The 14276-nt window shown below is 68.7% G+C and carries 13 protein-coding genes; 11 read left to right on the plus strand and 2 right to left on the minus strand.

Features of this window, described 5'->3' with window-relative positions; all coding sequences use genetic code 11:
- Nucleotides 1-51 precede the first annotated feature (51 nt).
- From EJO66_RS16265 to EJO66_RS16275, 3 genes are read left to right on the plus strand one after another with little or no spacing between them, the layout of a single operon-like run.
- The gene (locus EJO66_RS16265; RefSeq protein ID WP_125965598.1) at nucleotides 52-1695 is read left to right on the plus strand and encodes a S8 family peptidase; all 1644 of its coding nucleotides are present in this window, start codon (nucleotides 52-54) and stop codon (nucleotides 1693-1695) included.
- An 8-nt stretch (nucleotides 1696-1703) separates the two neighbouring features.
- On the plus strand, nucleotides 1704-1946 hold the full coding sequence (locus EJO66_RS16270) for a hypothetical protein (RefSeq protein WP_124959605.1): 243 nt from the start codon (nucleotides 1704-1706) through the stop codon (nucleotides 1944-1946).
- Nucleotides 1947-2001: 55 nt separating this feature from the next.
- Nucleotides 2002-2916 carry a DNA/RNA non-specific endonuclease gene (locus EJO66_RS16275; protein WP_125965600.1) on the plus strand — a complete coding sequence of 305 codons (915 nt, stop codon included), beginning with the start codon at nucleotides 2002-2004 and terminating at the stop codon, nucleotides 2914-2916.
- Between the two features lies 1 nt (nucleotide 2917).
- Here the strand turns inward: EJO66_RS16275 and EJO66_RS16280 are convergent, their stop codons facing one another.
- Entirely contained in the window at nucleotides 2918-3442 is a 525-nt protein-coding gene (locus EJO66_RS16280; protein ID WP_124959607.1) for an arsenate reductase ArsC, read from the minus strand.
- 136 nt (nucleotides 3443-3578) lie between these two features.
- Complete coding sequence (locus EJO66_RS16285; RefSeq protein WP_125965601.1) at nucleotides 3579-4073, minus strand: arsenate reductase/protein-tyrosine-phosphatase family protein; 495 nt, start codon at nucleotides 4071-4073, stop codon at nucleotides 3579-3581.
- Nucleotides 4074-4210: 137 nt separating this feature from the next.
- On the opposite strand from EJO66_RS16285, the gene gspG reads away from it, so the two are divergent.
- From gspG to EJO66_RS16325, 8 genes are all read left to right on the plus strand, one after another.
- The gene (gene gspG / locus EJO66_RS16290; protein ID WP_124959609.1) at nucleotides 4211-4660 is read left to right on the plus strand and encodes a type II secretion system major pseudopilin GspG; all 450 of its coding nucleotides are present in this window, start codon (nucleotides 4211-4213) and stop codon (nucleotides 4658-4660) included.
- 93 nt (nucleotides 4661-4753) lie between these two features.
- Nucleotides 4754-5713 (plus strand): type II secretion system minor pseudopilin GspK, encoded by a 960-nt coding sequence (gspK, locus tag EJO66_RS16295; protein WP_124959610.1) that lies wholly within the window; start codon nucleotides 4754-4756, stop codon nucleotides 5711-5713.
- Nucleotides 5710-6900 (plus strand): type II secretion system protein GspL, encoded by a 1191-nt coding sequence (gene gspL, locus EJO66_RS16300; protein WP_125965602.1) that lies wholly within the window; start codon nucleotides 5710-5712, stop codon nucleotides 6898-6900. Before gspK ends, gspL begins: the two co-directional genes overlap by 4 nt.
- Nucleotides 6897-7499 carry a type II secretion system protein GspM gene (gene gspM / locus EJO66_RS16305; RefSeq protein ID WP_164547836.1) on the plus strand — a complete coding sequence of 201 codons (603 nt, stop codon included), beginning with the start codon at nucleotides 6897-6899 and terminating at the stop codon, nucleotides 7497-7499. Before gspL ends, gspM begins: the two co-directional genes overlap by 4 nt.
- A 23-nt stretch (nucleotides 7500-7522) precedes the next feature.
- Nucleotides 7523-10108 carry a type II secretion system secretin GspD gene (gene gspD, locus EJO66_RS16310; protein WP_223262303.1) on the plus strand — a complete coding sequence of 862 codons (2586 nt, stop codon included), beginning with the start codon at nucleotides 7523-7525 and terminating at the stop codon, nucleotides 10106-10108.
- Nucleotides 10105-11532, plus strand: a complete 1428-nt coding sequence (gene gspE / locus EJO66_RS16315; RefSeq protein WP_125965604.1) for a type II secretion system ATPase GspE — start codon at nucleotides 10105-10107, stop codon at nucleotides 11530-11532. The genes gspD and gspE overlap by 4 nt, the downstream gene beginning before the upstream one ends.
- Nucleotides 11533-11542: 10 nt before the next feature.
- The gene (gene gspF / locus EJO66_RS16320) at nucleotides 11543-12748 is read left to right on the plus strand and encodes a type II secretion system inner membrane protein GspF (RefSeq protein ID WP_124959614.1); all 1206 of its coding nucleotides are present in this window, start codon (nucleotides 11543-11545) and stop codon (nucleotides 12746-12748) included.
- A 210-nt stretch (nucleotides 12749-12958) separates the two neighbouring features.
- Nucleotides 12959-14200: a substrate-binding domain-containing protein gene (locus EJO66_RS16325; protein WP_164547837.1), complete on the plus strand. Its 1242-nt coding sequence runs from the start codon at nucleotides 12959-12961 to the stop codon at nucleotides 14198-14200.
- Nucleotides 14201-14276: the final 76 nt, after the last annotated feature.

The following is a 14276-nucleotide window of genomic DNA, read 5'->3' on the forward strand; positions in this document are numbered from 1 at the left end:
CATCGATCTGAAACGCCCTCGTGCGATAAGTCGGGGCAACGAGGAGAGCCCATGGCTGCAGAGCGCAAGCGACAGGAAGTCCCGAGACAGGCCGGCTCGCCGCGTCGAACCGAGCGCGCCTACCAGCACGCAAAAGGCGACATGTCGAAGACGGACTGCGAGAAGATGGAGCGCCTGCTGCAGGAACTGCGCCTGCGCCGCATCGCGGCGGAGCCCAAATTCTCCGATGACGTCATCGTGTGGCCTTCGAAGAACGCGGCGCCTGGTGGCAGCGAGCTGGCGACGCTGGGCGCCATCAACCTGGGCAACGCCGAAGAAGCGCTCGGGCGAGGGATGCGAGGCCGCGGTGTTCCCCGGATGAATCTCGTCAAGCAGCTGGACGGCGTGTCGGTCATGAAGGCCAACTCGTCCGCCTTGCTGGCGATGCGCCGCAATACGCCCGGACTGCGGGTTGCACCCGCCGCATGGGCATACCTCCAATACATCCGCCCGCTGGGCGAGGAACTGGAATCCAGTGCAATCCAGGTTGCGGCGGGAGCCAAGGTCAAGCGCTTCGAATTGCGCCTTGCCGACTCGCTGGGCAAACCCGTGCCGGGGGTACGCGTCAAGGCGCTCGTGGATTGGGATGGCGCACACCTGCCGGCGGTGACCGACAGCCGGGGAATCGCGAGCCTTGGAATTCCGGTGCTCTACCCCCGGGTGGAAATGATCCTGGTCGAGCCGGAACACACGCACTGGTCGGTCTTCGTGAAGGGGTTCGACCGCGTCGCGGCACCGAAGCGGCTGGATGTCCGGACCACGGCACTGGCGCCCGATACCTTCCAGCTGCTGGCGAACTACGCGCCCTACGATCCCCAGGCGGGAGCGGGTGTCACGGTCGGTGTGATCGACAGCGGCGTTGGCCCGCATGCCGGCATTGCCGTGGCGGGCGGCGGATGCTTCGTCACCGGCGACGATGCCACGGATTTCCTCGACAACGGCATCGGGCACGGAACCCACGTTGCCGGCATCATCGCGGGCAGGATGGCCGCTGGCACCGGCATCTACGGCCTGGCGCCGGCCTGCCGTCTGCTGGCCTACCGCGTGTGTCCCAAGACCGGCGAACGCGGCCGCGCGAAATCCAGCGACATTGCCAGTGCGCTCGAGCGCGCGATCAGCGACGGCTGCCACATCGTCAACATCAGCATGGGCAGCCTCGAGCCCATGCCGGAAATGCCGGACATTCTTGAAAAAGCGCGCAACGCCGGCATTGCCGTGTTCGCGGCCACCGGCAACGACGGGCAGTCGCTGCTGCGCTATCCCGCCCGCTACAGCCACACCCTGGCGGTCGGCGCGCTCGGCCGCGACGGAACGTTTCCGGCGGACTGCCCCGAGAGCTTTCAGGAGAGCGAGATCCGCCGCAAGAAGGAATTCGTTGCCGAGTTCTCGAACTACGGGCTTTCGACCGATTTCATCGGTCCCGGCGTCGCCGTCCTGTCGGCGTTTCCCGGCGATAGATACGCCATGATGTCCGGCACGTCGATGGCCACGCCGTTCACGTCGGGCATGGCGGCCCGTCTGTTGTCAGGGAATCAGAACCTGCTTAACATGCCCAGAGGTCCTGAAAAGGCCGACGCCATCGTCAAGATGCTGTCGCAGGCGGCCCGAAAGGTGGGTTGGTCGGCCGAATACGAAGGGTTTGGAGTTCTGAAGTGACAAGCGTGGTGCTGACCTACACAGGCCGTCCCGACCAGAAGTTGTCGGCCGAGGCACGGCTGCGGCGCTGCGTGCCGGGCGTTGTGCTCACGCCGAAGACGGGCACCCTGGTGGAGGCCCAGATCGACGACGACGCGCAACTGGCGGCGCTTGAACAGAATCCCGAATGGGTGGTGACCCCACCGACCTTTGCGGAAATCCGCAAGCCTGTCTTCAATCTGAAAAACGCACGCGCCAAGCTCGGCAAATAGTCGCAAGGCGCCCGCGCGCCGATTGTGGCCGTGGGTTTTTTGGAGAGGAAGTTCCATGTCCGATACAGACGTCCAGGTCGTGAGCAATTCATGGGCCGGTATCCAGCGCGTTGCCGCAACGCCCAAGCCGGCGGAATTCTTCAGGGGCCGGCAAGGCTACGCGCCCGACTTCTTCGGAGACGGCAACCGCGTGGAGCTGCCCTCGATGAGCGAGGCGATATCGATGGACGATATCGCCTCGCTCGAAGACGGCTCCTTCGAACTCAAGTACCAGCACTTCAGCACGGTGCAGTGCATTTCCCGCCGCGTGCCGCTTTATTCCGCATGCAACGTCGATGGGTCCAGGTCGAAGAACGTTCCCCGCCACGATACCTGGAACTACGACGGCCGCATCAAGAAGGAATACCAGATGCTGCGGGAAGCCTACGGCCCCGGGCAGGACAGGAAGTTCTCGCGCGGCCACATGACGCGCAGGCAGGACCCGAACTGGGGTTCGCTGGCGACCGCGCAGCGGGCCAACATCGATACCTTCTTTGCAACCAATGCGTGTCCCCAGTGGCAGCCTTTCAACGACGGACTGTGGGGCGACCTGGAGGACTACGTCCTCGGCAATGCGCAAGGCGACGACAAGCGCATCAGCGTCTTCACCGGGCCGATTCTCCGGCCGGACGATGCCGAGAGATTCGGCATCCGGATTCCGCGCGACTTCTGGAAGGTCGTTGCCTTCATCAGCGAGGCGACGGGTGAACTGGCCGCCATCGCCTATCTGATGAGCCAGGGCACCTATCTCGATTCGGGGGTGGCGCGCGACCTGGAGGATTTCGCCATGTCGCAGCGCCCGCTTTCGTTCATCGAAGCCGAGACCGGGCTCAAGTTTGAAAGTCTCGAAGGGCGCGATGTGCTCGACGGCGCGGACATCAGCTTCGTTCAGCCGATCCGGCGCTTCAGCGACACCAGGCTTCCGGCCTGATCTATGGCGCGGGGGAGCCGGACTCCCCGGCAGGCGCGCCGATGCGCCGCGCCTCGGACTCGATCACCAGGCGGTCGATGCGCTCGTCCGGCAGATTGACCAGCAGTTCCACGTGGCGGTGGATCGCGTGCATCGTCTTCACGAAGGCGTCGGTGTCGCCACCGGCGCCTTCGGCACGGGGATCCGGATGGGACCAGTGCGCCGCGGCGGGCTGGCCGGGCCAGACGGGGCAGGCCTCGCCTGCGGCCTCGTCGCAAAGCGTGACGACCAGGTCCATGTGCGGTGCCGAGGCCTGGCCGTATTCGTCCCAGCTCTTGCTGCGCAGTCCATCGGTCGGCAGGCCCGCACCCTTCAACGCTTCGATGGCGCGGGGATCGGGCTTCCCGTCCGGCGTGGGCGCATGGCCTGCGGAATACGCGAGGAACCGGCCCTTGCCGAGATGGTTGAGCAAGGCCTGCGCGATCAGGCTGCGTGCCGCGTTGCTGTTGCAGAGGAAAAGGACGTGAACAGGGTGGCTCGGGTTCATGGCGTGGCAAAGGCGGCTGCGCGCAGGCGGCCTTCATGTGGATGATTCCGCGCATTGATCCCGACCGGCATGACGGGTGTATGACGCCCGCAAGACGGGCGGGATTGCAGATCGGCACTGGCGCCTCTCCCGGGCCCTATCTCATGTGCGCCAGGTCCCGAAGGTCCGATCGGATGGCGGCACGATCCGTGCCTTGAAGCGGCAGGCTGACAAACAGTTCCAGCCGTCGGCGCAATGCATACAGCATCTGTATCGCCAGATGGGCGACCTTCTCCGGGTCGCCGGCCGCGGCAACATCCGGAAAAGCCCACAACGCCGAGTCGGGTTGGCCCGGCCAGCGCGGTTGGAACGAGGACGTCGTTTCATCGAGGGTGATCACGAATTCCGCACGAGCTGCGCTCGGCCGCGCCAGGTCATTCCAGTCACGAGGTCGATGATTGGGTATCGGCATGCTTGCGCTGTTGAGCGCGCCGATTGCCGCGGGATGGATCGCATCGGCGAGCATGCCTGGCCACCCGCATGACAGTGCCAGGAACCGTCCCGAGCCCAGGTGCGCGAGACAGGCTTGCGCCAATATGCTCCGCAGGGAATTGCGCTGCGAGACGAAGATCACCACGCTGTGTTTCGACATTGGTTCCAACTATACAAAGGGCCCCCTCATCCGGCGGCCATGCGAACTCCCGAGGATTTTCAATCTCGCTGACATGCGGCGCGGTAACGATCGGCGCTGGTGCTTGTCTTTGATGTCCTTTGCTCTGGGAGTGGAAAATGGCCGCACGTTCAACTCGTTGTCGCGCAGGTCGGCGTCCTCTTCTGCAGCGCGCGTTCACGCTCATCGAGCTGATGGTGGTGCTGGTGATCATCGGCGTGCTTGCCGCGCTGATCGTGCCGAGCCTGATGGACCGGCCCGACCAGGCGCGCGCCACTGCCGCGCGGCAGGACGTGGCCGCGATCATGCAGGCGCTGAAACTCTATCGGCTCGACAACGGCGTCTACCCCGGTGGCGCGCAAGGCCTGCGCGCGCTGGTGGAAAAGCCGACCTCCGGCAAGGTGCCGGCCAACTGGCGCACCTATCTCGAGCGCCTGCCGAAGGATCCCTGGGGCAACGCTTACCAGTACCTGAATCCCGGCACCCACGGTGAGGTCGACGTGTTCTCGCTGGGCGCCGATGGCGAGCCCGACGGGGAGAAGGCCGCCGCGGACATCGGTTCCTGGTAGCGCGGCAGTACCGTGGGCGGACCGGTGGATACCAGGACGGGCGGCTGCCCGGCCGCGAAGGCGAGCCGGCGGAGCCGGGCGCGCGCAGGGGGCATGGCGGTGGTCAGCGCGCTGCTGATCGTGGCCGTGATCGCCGCGCTGGCGGCGGCGTTGCTGGGCCGGCAATCCGCATTCATCCGCATCACCCAGGACGGCCAGTCCCGCGTGCAGGCGCGCTGGCTGCTGCTCGGCGAAGTCAGCGCGGCGCAGCGCCTGTTGCGCGCCGAGGCCGTGCGCGAGCCGACCACACGCCTCGACGGGGCGTGGAACCGGTCCTTCTCGAGGCAGGCGTCGGGCCAGGTGGCCGCCGAGGGGGGCCGCCTTGTCAGCGAAATCACCGATGAGCAGGGCAAGTTCAATTTGCGCAACCTGGTGGACCGCGGGCGCATCGATCTCGCCGAGGCGGAGGTGTTCACGCGGCTTTGCGCGATGGTGGGAGTGCCGCAGGCACCGGCCCGGTCCATCATGCGCCGCGTCATCGTGAGCCTGGGCGATGTGGAGGCTTCATCGGCCGATGCCTTGCCGGATGCGGCGCCGGAGCGGGCCGGCAAGCTGGCGGCCGCGCTGGACCTGCCGCCGGTGTTGCCGCGCGCTGCGCAGGCGCCGCGGCTGCGCGCGCTGGAAGACCTGCTCGCCGTTCCCGGCGTGGATGCCGGCGTGCTCGCGAGGCTGGCCCCCTTCGTGACCGTGCTGCCGCAGCGGACCTGGATCAATTCGAACACGGCGAGCGCGGAACTGGTGGCGGCCGGGGTGTCGGGCCTTTCGCTGGACAGGGCCCGCGCCGTGCTGGCCGCGCGCGACCGCGGCCAATGGTTCATCAATCGAGGCGACTTCACCAACCGCCTGCAGATGCCGGAACTGGAGGCCGATGAGGTTCGCATCGGCATCACCAGCAACTGGTTCCGCGTTGCCAGCGTGCTCGACACTGCGCGTACGAAGTTCGTGCAGGTGGCGCTGCTGCACGACGACAAGAATGCCTTGCCACGCGTGGTGTGGCTGCGGGAGGGCGTGTGAAGGTCGACCTGCTGCGCCTGCAACTGCCGCCCTGGACGGACCCGGATGATCCGACGCTTGCCGTGCGCTGCGGCTGGCGCGGATCCGGCGGCGCGTGGCGCGACGGCGGCACGCTGGCCCTGGGCGAGGTCGCCGGCCGCTTCCGGTCCAGACGCTGTGAGGCCTGCCTGCATCCCGGCGACCTGCCGATGGCCAGCTTCACGCTGCCTCCGCTGTCGGGGCGGCGTCTTCGTGCCGCCGTCCTGGGGGCTGTCGAACCCTGCGCGCTCCAGCCGCTGGAAAGCCTGGTGGTCGGCTTCGGTCCGCGCGAGGCCGATGGCACAGTTGGCGCGGCATGGCTCGGCGCCCGCGCGATGGACGGCTGGACGAGACTGCTGCGGCGCAGCGGCATTGCGGTGCGCGGGCTTCATCCTCCGGCTGCTTTCCTGCCGCTTGCGGCCGAGGGCTGGGTGGGATGCCGGGTCGATGGCTGGTGCATCGTCCGCACGGGCCGGAGCCAGGGCTTCACGCACTGGATGACGGAGGGCGCCGACCACGCCGCGGGCTTGGCGGCGCCCGAAGCGCCTGCTTTCATCCGCTGGCTTGATGTCGAAGAAGCCGATGCGGCCGCGCGCTGGTCGGGCGAGGATTGGCGCTGGTCCCTGCCTTCTGCAGAAGCGGCGGGCGTGAGCGGCGGCACCGCGCTCGCCGGACCCGCCTTCGGCTGGGGCGCCATCGCCGCCGCGGTCTGGTTGGGTGGCCTGAACGTCTACGCTGGCCAGCTGGCAACGCAGGGGCAGGCGCTGAAGCGGCAGATGGCCGCGCGGGTCAAGGCCGTGTTCCCCGACCTGCCTGTCGTCGTCAACCCGGTGCAGCAGGCGCGGCAGCAAAAGGATGCACTCGCGGCGGGCGGACCGCAGGCGGCCGGCAGCGGCTACGCGGGTCTCGCGCAGGGGGCCGCACGGTTGCTCGCGGAGGTGCCGGCCGGGCAGGTCCAGAGCCTGCGCTATGCACCGGAGGAGCTGCGCATCCGCTGGCGCGATGGCGGGGTGCCGTCGTCCGAGGCATGGGGCGCGCTGCAGGCCCGGGCCCGCGAGCAGGGCCTGGCTGTCGAGAGCGGTGCGGGCGTGCTGAGCGTGCGGATGGCGGCCAGCAGTTCGGCTGCCGACGCTGCGGCACTCGACCCGCAGCGGAAAGACCCGCCGTGATCCGCGATCGCCTGCGAGCGCTGATCCAGCGCCTGAACCCGGCGCGGCAGTTCGCCCGCGAAGGCGCAGCCCGCTGGCGCACAATGCCTGCGCGCGATCGCACGGCGGTGGGTATTGCCGTGCTCGTGACGACGCTGGCTTTTCTGTGGCTGGTCCTGACGCGGCCCGCTCTCGATACCGTTGCTCGATGGCAGCGCGACCTGCCGAAGCTGCAGGCCCAGTCCGCCGAACTCGACCAGGTGCTGGCAGGCGTTCCTGTTGCGCGCCTGGCCCCCGGTGCGGCCGAACCGCTGCAGGCCGGACTGGACCGCGCAGGCCTTCGAGGACTTTACGGACTGCAGGACGCCGTGGCCGACGCGCCGCCGGCCGCAGGCAAGGCATCGCCAGCGAAAGCGTGGCGGATCGAGTTTGCCGAACCGGTGCCTGCTGGCCAGGTGTTCTCCTGGCTGATGGCCGTGTCGGCGCGCGGCGACGTCGAGATCGTGCGTGCCGCCCTGGATCGCGTGGATGGTGCGGAGGATCCCGCTACAGGCTCGCAAGGCCTGGTGCGCGGCGTGGTGGACGTGCAGTCCAGGCAACTCAACAAGGATGGCCAGTGACACGAGATCGAAAGGGTGCAGCCGTGCGCCGATGGACAGTGGCGTGCTGCCTGGGCCTGGCCATGTGCGCGGCGGCCGCGCCGCCCTCCGCATTGCCCCCCAACCGCCCCGATGCCCGCGCGCCGCAACCCGCCAGGGGCGGCGGCAAGGACGAGAAGGTGGTGCTGAACTTCGTCGATGCGGACATCACCTCCGTGGTGTCGGCGCTGGCGAGGTTCCTGGGCCGCAACTTCCTTTTTGACCCGCGCGTGAAAGGGCAGATCACGCTCGTCTCGGAAGGCGAGGTACCTGCATCCACGGCCTACGGCATGCTGTCGACCGCGCTGCGCATGCGCGGCTTCGTGATCGTGGACGTCGGCGAGGTGAGCCGCGTCGTGCCCGCCGCCGACGCGAAGCTGCAGGGCGGGGCGGTCAACATGCGCAATCCCGGCGGCGGGCTGGCGACGCGCACCTTCCGCCTGAACTATGAAAACGCCGAAGCGCTGGTGCCGGTGCTCAAGCCGCTGATCGCGGCCGAGAACACCATTGCCGCCTACGCATCGAACAACACGCTGGTGGTGACCGACCACATCGACAACCTCGAGCGCCTGGCCCGCATCATCGAGAGCATCGACACCCCGGCATCGCTGGATTCCGAGCTGGTGAAGCTGCGCAACGGCATTGCCGTGGACATTGCCGCGCTCGCCACCGAACTGCTGGAAGGCAGCGGCGAAAAGGGCCGGCGCGACATCGTGGTGCTGGCTGATCCGCGCTCCAACAGCGTCGTGATCCGTGCCAGCAGCCCGGGGCGCACGGCCCTCGCGCGCGAACTGATCGCCAAGCTCGACAGCGCGCAGACCGATGCGGGAAACCTGCACGTGGTCTACCTGCGCAACGCGCAGGCCGTGCATCTGGCCGGCGTGCTGCGCGGCCTGCTGACGGGCGAGTCGGCGGACACGTCCGCCACAGGCAGCGGCTCGGTCCGCGCGGCGCTGGGGTCGGGCGGCATGCTGAGCGGAGCAGGGGGAGCGAACGGGAGCGGGAGCAGTGCCACCGCAGGCGGCAGCACCACCCTTGGCGCAGGCAGCACGGCCGGCGCGGCCGGCAAGGCAAGCGCCGGCGGCGGGTTGCGCGCGGTTGCGGGCGGCACGGGCCAGTCCTCCGGCGCCGCGGCGGGGAGCACGTCGACCGCCTTTTCCACGGGCAGCGTCACGGTGCAGGCCGACGCTTCCACCAACACGCTGATCATTGCCGCGCCGGAGCCGATGTACCGCAGCCTGCGCAGCGTGATCGACCTGCTGGACCAGCGCCGCGCGCAGGTGCTGGTCGAAAGCCTGATCGTCGAGGTGACGGAGCGCGACGCCTCCGAACTGGGCATCCAGTGGATGGCGGGCGGCAGCAATGGCCGGGTGCGCGCGGGCACGAACTTCGGCGGTGCCCAGCTCAATGCGAGCGCGGCCAACACCATCGACGTGATGCCCAGGGGCCTCAACATCGGCGTGGTCGACGGCACCATCAACCTGCCGGGCGTGGGCGAGATCCTTAACCTCAAGATGCTGGCCCGCGCGCTCCAGGGCAAGGACGGCGCCAACATTCTCTCCACGCCCAACATCCTCACGCTGGACAACGAACCGGCCTCGATCATGGTGGGCAAGACCGTGCCTTTCGTGAGCGGGCAGTACATCACCAACGGCAACAGCAGCACCAATCCGTTCCAGACCATCCAGCGCGAGGACATCGGCCTCAAGCTCAACATCCGCCCGCAGATCTCCGAGGGCGGCACGGTCAAGCTCGACATCTACCAAGAAGTCTCGTCCATCGACGAGCAGACCTCGGGCGCCTCCGGCATCGTGACCAACAAGCGTGCGCTGGACACCAGCATCCTGGTGGACGACGGGCAGATCATGGTGCTCGGCGGGTTGATGGAAGACAGCGTGGCCAACGGCAGCGAAGCCGTACCCGGCCTCGGTTCGCTGCCGGTGCTGGGCAACCTGTTTCGCTACGACAAGCGCCAGCGGGTCAAGACCAACCTGATGGTCTTCCTGCGGCCCTATGTGATCCGGGATGCGAACGCGAGCCGCGGCCTCACGCTGGACCGCTACAACTTCATGCGCATGCAGCAGGGGCGTGCGCGGCCGGCGCCGCACGGCCTGCTGCCCGACCTGGGCGGACCCGCGCTGCCCCCGGCGGACGTGCCCGCCGTGCGGCGCGCGCCGGAGGTCGACCTGCGGCCGCAGAACTGGGAGCGCACGCGGGAGCAGGTGCCGCCGCCCACCGCCTCGGCCAGCGCGGTGCGCCAGGCGCCGGCAGCAGCGGCGGCGCCGCCACCCGAGCTGCGGTCGCAGCTGCCGGTGGGCGTGACGGTGGAATCCGACCCCGCCGCGCTGCATGGCGGCATGAACGACAAGGTCACCGTGGTGCAAATTGCCGACGTGAACGCCGAGCAGGATGCGGTGCGCATCGTCAAGCGCGTGCGCATCAGCGGCATCGGCGCCTACATCGTCGGCGGCCCCGGAGGGGAAGGCAACCTGGTGCGGGTGGAGATTCCGCGCGATCCGCAGGCGGTGGACAATGCCATCGCCGTGCTGCGCGAACTGGGCTACCGCCCCGAGCTGGTGGTGACGCCATGAGCGCAGCGCTGCCGCATGCATGGGCGCGCAGCCAGCGCATCGTCGTGCGGCAGGAGGGCGATGCGCCTTGCATCGCGGTGTGCCCCGCCACGCCGGGCTGGGCCGTCGTCGAGGCGCGCCGCCTGCTGGGCGATCTGCCGCTGCAGCGCATCGGCGACGACGAGATGAGCGGCCTGCTGGCCAGCAGCTACGCCGACGCCGGCGATGCCGCCTCGGTGGTCGGCGCGGTGGAGCAGCAGGTCGATCTTGCGCGCCTGATGCAGGACATTCCCGCCGTCACCGACCTGCTCGACGCGCAGGACGACGCGCCGGTCATCCGCATGATCAACGCGCTGCTGGCCCAGGCCGCGCGCGACGGCGCGAGCGACGTGCACCTCGAATCATTCGAGACCCATTCGGTGGTTCGCTTTCGCGTCGATGGCACGCTGCGGGACGTGGTGGCGCCGCGCCGTGCGCTGCATGCGGCGCTGATCTCGCGCATCAAGATCATGTCGCAGCTCGACATCGCCGAGAAGCGGCTGCCGCAGGACGGGCGCATCACGCTGCGCGTGGGCGGCCGGCCGATCGACGTGCGCGTGTCCACCGTGCCCACCGCGCACGGCGAGCGTGCGGTGCTGCGGCTGCTCGAGAAGGACGCAGGCCGCCTGCGGCTCGAGCGCCTCGGCATGGCGCCCGACACGCTGGCCGAGCTCACGCGGCTGGTGCGCCAGCCGCACGGCATCGTGCTCGTCACCGGCCCCACCGGCAGCGGCAAGACCACCACGCTCTACGCGGCGCTGGGCCAGCTCGACCTGGCTACCAGCAACATCCTCACGGTGGAGGATCCGGTGGAGTACGACCTGCCCGGCATCGGCCAGATTCCCGTGCACGGCAAGATCGGCATGACCTTCGGTGCGGCGCTGCGCGCGGCGCTGCGGCAGGACCCGGACAACATCATGATCGGCGAGATCCGCGACCTCGAGACTGCGCAGATCGCAGTGCAGTCCTCGCTCACCGGGCACGGCGTGCTGGCCTCGCTGCACACCAACGACGCGGTCTCGGCTGTGACCCGCATGAGCGACATGGGCATCGAGCCCTTCCTGCTGTCGTCCTCGCTGCTGGGCGTGCTGGCGCAGCGGCTGGTGCGCTGTCTCTGCCCCGCCTGCAAGGCGCCGCAGCCGCGGCCCGACGGCAGCATGGCCTACGTGCCGGTGGGCTGCCCCGCCTGCGGCAACTCCGGCTTCAAGGGCCGCACCGGAATCCACGAACTGTTCGTGGTGCACGACGACATCCGCCGCCTGATCCACGAAGGCGGCGACGAGCAGGCCATGCGCGCCGCGGCGGTGCGCCACGGCATGCGCTCCATGCGCGAGGACGGGCAGCGCTGGGTGCGCGAAGGCGTGACGACCGCCGAGGAGATCCTGCGCGTGACGCGCGACGCATAGGAGCCGCGGCATGGCACGTTTCGAGTTCGAGGCCGCGAACGGCGCCGGCGAGATCCAGCGCGGCACCGCCGAGGGCGAGTCCGCGCGATCGGTGCGCACGCAGCTGCGCGAGCGCGGCCTCACGCCGCTGGACATCCGCGAGAAGGCCGCGAGCGGCGGCGCGCTGGCCTGGATGAATCCGAAGCTGAGCGCCAGCGACCTGTGCTGGGCCACGCGCGAGCTTGCGAGCCTGCTGGGCGCGCGGCTGACATTGGAGGCCGCGCTGGTCGCAACCATCGAGCAGGCCGAGCGCAAGCACGTGGCCGAAGCGCTGGGCGCGGTGTGCGAAGGCGTGCGCGCCGGCATGCGGCTCGCCGATGCGCTGGGCGAGCGGCCGCGCGACTTTCCGCAGATCTACCGCGCGCTGGTGAGCGCGGGCGAAGACTCGGGCGATCTCGCGCGCGTGATGGAGCGGCTGGCCGACTACCTGGAGAACCGCGACAACCTGCGCAGCAAGGTGCTCACGGCCTTCATCTATCCGGCCATCGTGGGCTTCGTCTCGCTGTGCATCGTCGTGTTCCTGCTGGGCTACGTGGTGCCGCAGGTCATCGGCGCTTTTGCGCAGGCGCGGCAGGAGCTGCCGGCCATCACGCGGGCCATGCTGGCCGCCAGCGCCTTCGTGCGCGAATGGGGCTGGCTCACAGCGGGCCTGGCCGCGGGCGCATGGATGCTGGGCCGCGCGTCGCTGCGCGATGCGGGCCGGCGGCTGCGCTGGCATGCGCTGGTGCTGCGCCTGCCGATGGTGGGCCGCTATGCACTGGGCGTGGACACGGCGCGCTTCGCCTCCACGCTGTCGATCCTGATGGACGCCGGCGTGCCCTTGCTGCGCGCATTGGAGGCCGCGCGGCAGACGCTCGGCAACGAGTGGATCAAGCGCTGCGTGCTCGAGGCCACGGGCCGCGTGAAGGAGGGAACGCCGCTGGCGGCGGCGCTCAAGGCACAAAAGATTTTTCCGTCGAACCTCGTGCACCTGGTGGCCAGCGGCGAGAAGACGGGCGCGCTGGCTGCCATGTTCGAGCGTGCGGCGCAGAACCTCTCCCGTGATCTGGAGCGCCGGGCGATGCGCCTTACCACCGTGCTGGAGCCGCTGATGATCGTCGGCATGGGCGGCGTGGTGATGGTGATCGTGCTCGCCGTGCTCATGCCGATCATGGAAATCAACCAGATGGTGCGCTGAATGTTCGGGAGCAGGCCTCTCGAAACCAGCTGCGTGTTCGGGAGTTTTCGCGGTGCGTGTTCCCGAGCTTTTTTCGGCCTGCTGTCACCTGCGAAACGCAGGATCAAAGGCGTCGCTGGAGAGGCGACAGAGGTAGCGAGAAGACAGGCGTTCGAGCGAACGCACGGTCTTTTGGTAGTTCATTTATCTGGTCCATTCAAAGGAGTTTCCATGAATGCAAAGTTCAAGACGGCCGCACTGTCGGCCGTGACGATGGCTTGCCTGCTGGCTGCCGGTGCTGCGTCCGCGCAGATCGCGGTCGGCGGTGGCGCGACACTGCCCGAGATCCTGTATGACGAGATCCTTCCGAGCGGCGTGGGCCTCACCAACTTCAGCTACACCGGCACCGGCAGCGGCGCCGGCAAGTCGGCTTTCTTCAGCAACAGCGCCACCGCGTTCAAGAACGAGTCCGTGTCCGGCACGCCGGCATGGACCGCCACGCAGTCGGTGCACTTCGCAGGCAGCGATTCCGCCGTGACCGCCGCCGAGCGCGACGCGTACAACACCGCGCACGTCACCGGCGTGACCGGCCCGGCCGCCTGGAGCCGCATGATCCAGATCCCCGCGGTTGCCACCTCGGTGCTGATCCCCTACAAGCGCTCGGGCATCAGCGACCTGAACCTGTCGGACGCACAGATGTGCGCCGTCTTCAGCAACAAGACGGGCGGCCAGACCTGGGGCCAGCTGCGCGGCACCACCGACGCCACGACGGTGAAGGTGGTCTATCGCACCGACAACAGCGGCACCACCGAACTGCTGAGCCGCTACCTGGTTGCGGCTTGCCCCACCTCGGGCTTCATCGTCTCGAACAACTTCGCCGCCATGGTGGCCGGTGCCGTCACCGGCGGCACGATCCCGGCCCACTGGTTCGGCGCCAACGGCAACGCCGGCGTGTCGAATGCCTTCATCGGCACCGGCACCGACTCGCGCGTCGGCTACCTGAGCCCCGACTCCACCTACACGGGCAGCAGCAACGCGGTTGTCGCGCGGGTCAACGGCAACCTGCCGCTGGCCTCGTCGATCCAGACCGCGCTGGCCGCCGTGTCCCTGCCGGTGGGCGGCGCTGCGCAGGCCAGCAACCCGCTCGCCTGGGTGCCGGCCTACTCGAAGCCGACCCCGGCAACGGGCGCGGGCTCCAGCTACCCGATCTTCGGCACCACCAACCTGCTGGTGAACCAGTGCTACAGGGACGCCGCGGTGCAGACCAAGGTCCGCAACTTCCTGGTGGGTCTGCTGGGTACCACCTACAACACGCCGATCACCACCCACAACTTCGTGAACCTGCCTGACGGCACGGTCGGCACGAACAACTGGAAGACCCAGATCGCCAACGTGTTCCTGAACGCCAGCCACCCGCTGGGCATCGGCAACGTCAACGTCTGCAACGGCATCGGCCGTCCGCTGACGAACTGATAGGCACCTGCTGACCGTACGTTCGGAGCCGTCGCACCTCGGTGCCGCGGCTGCGAACCTGCCCCGGGGAAAAGGG

This window comes from Variovorax beijingensis (assembly GCF_003951285.1).
Lineage (GTDB): Bacteria > Pseudomonadota > Gammaproteobacteria > Burkholderiales > Burkholderiaceae_C > Variovorax > Variovorax beijingensis.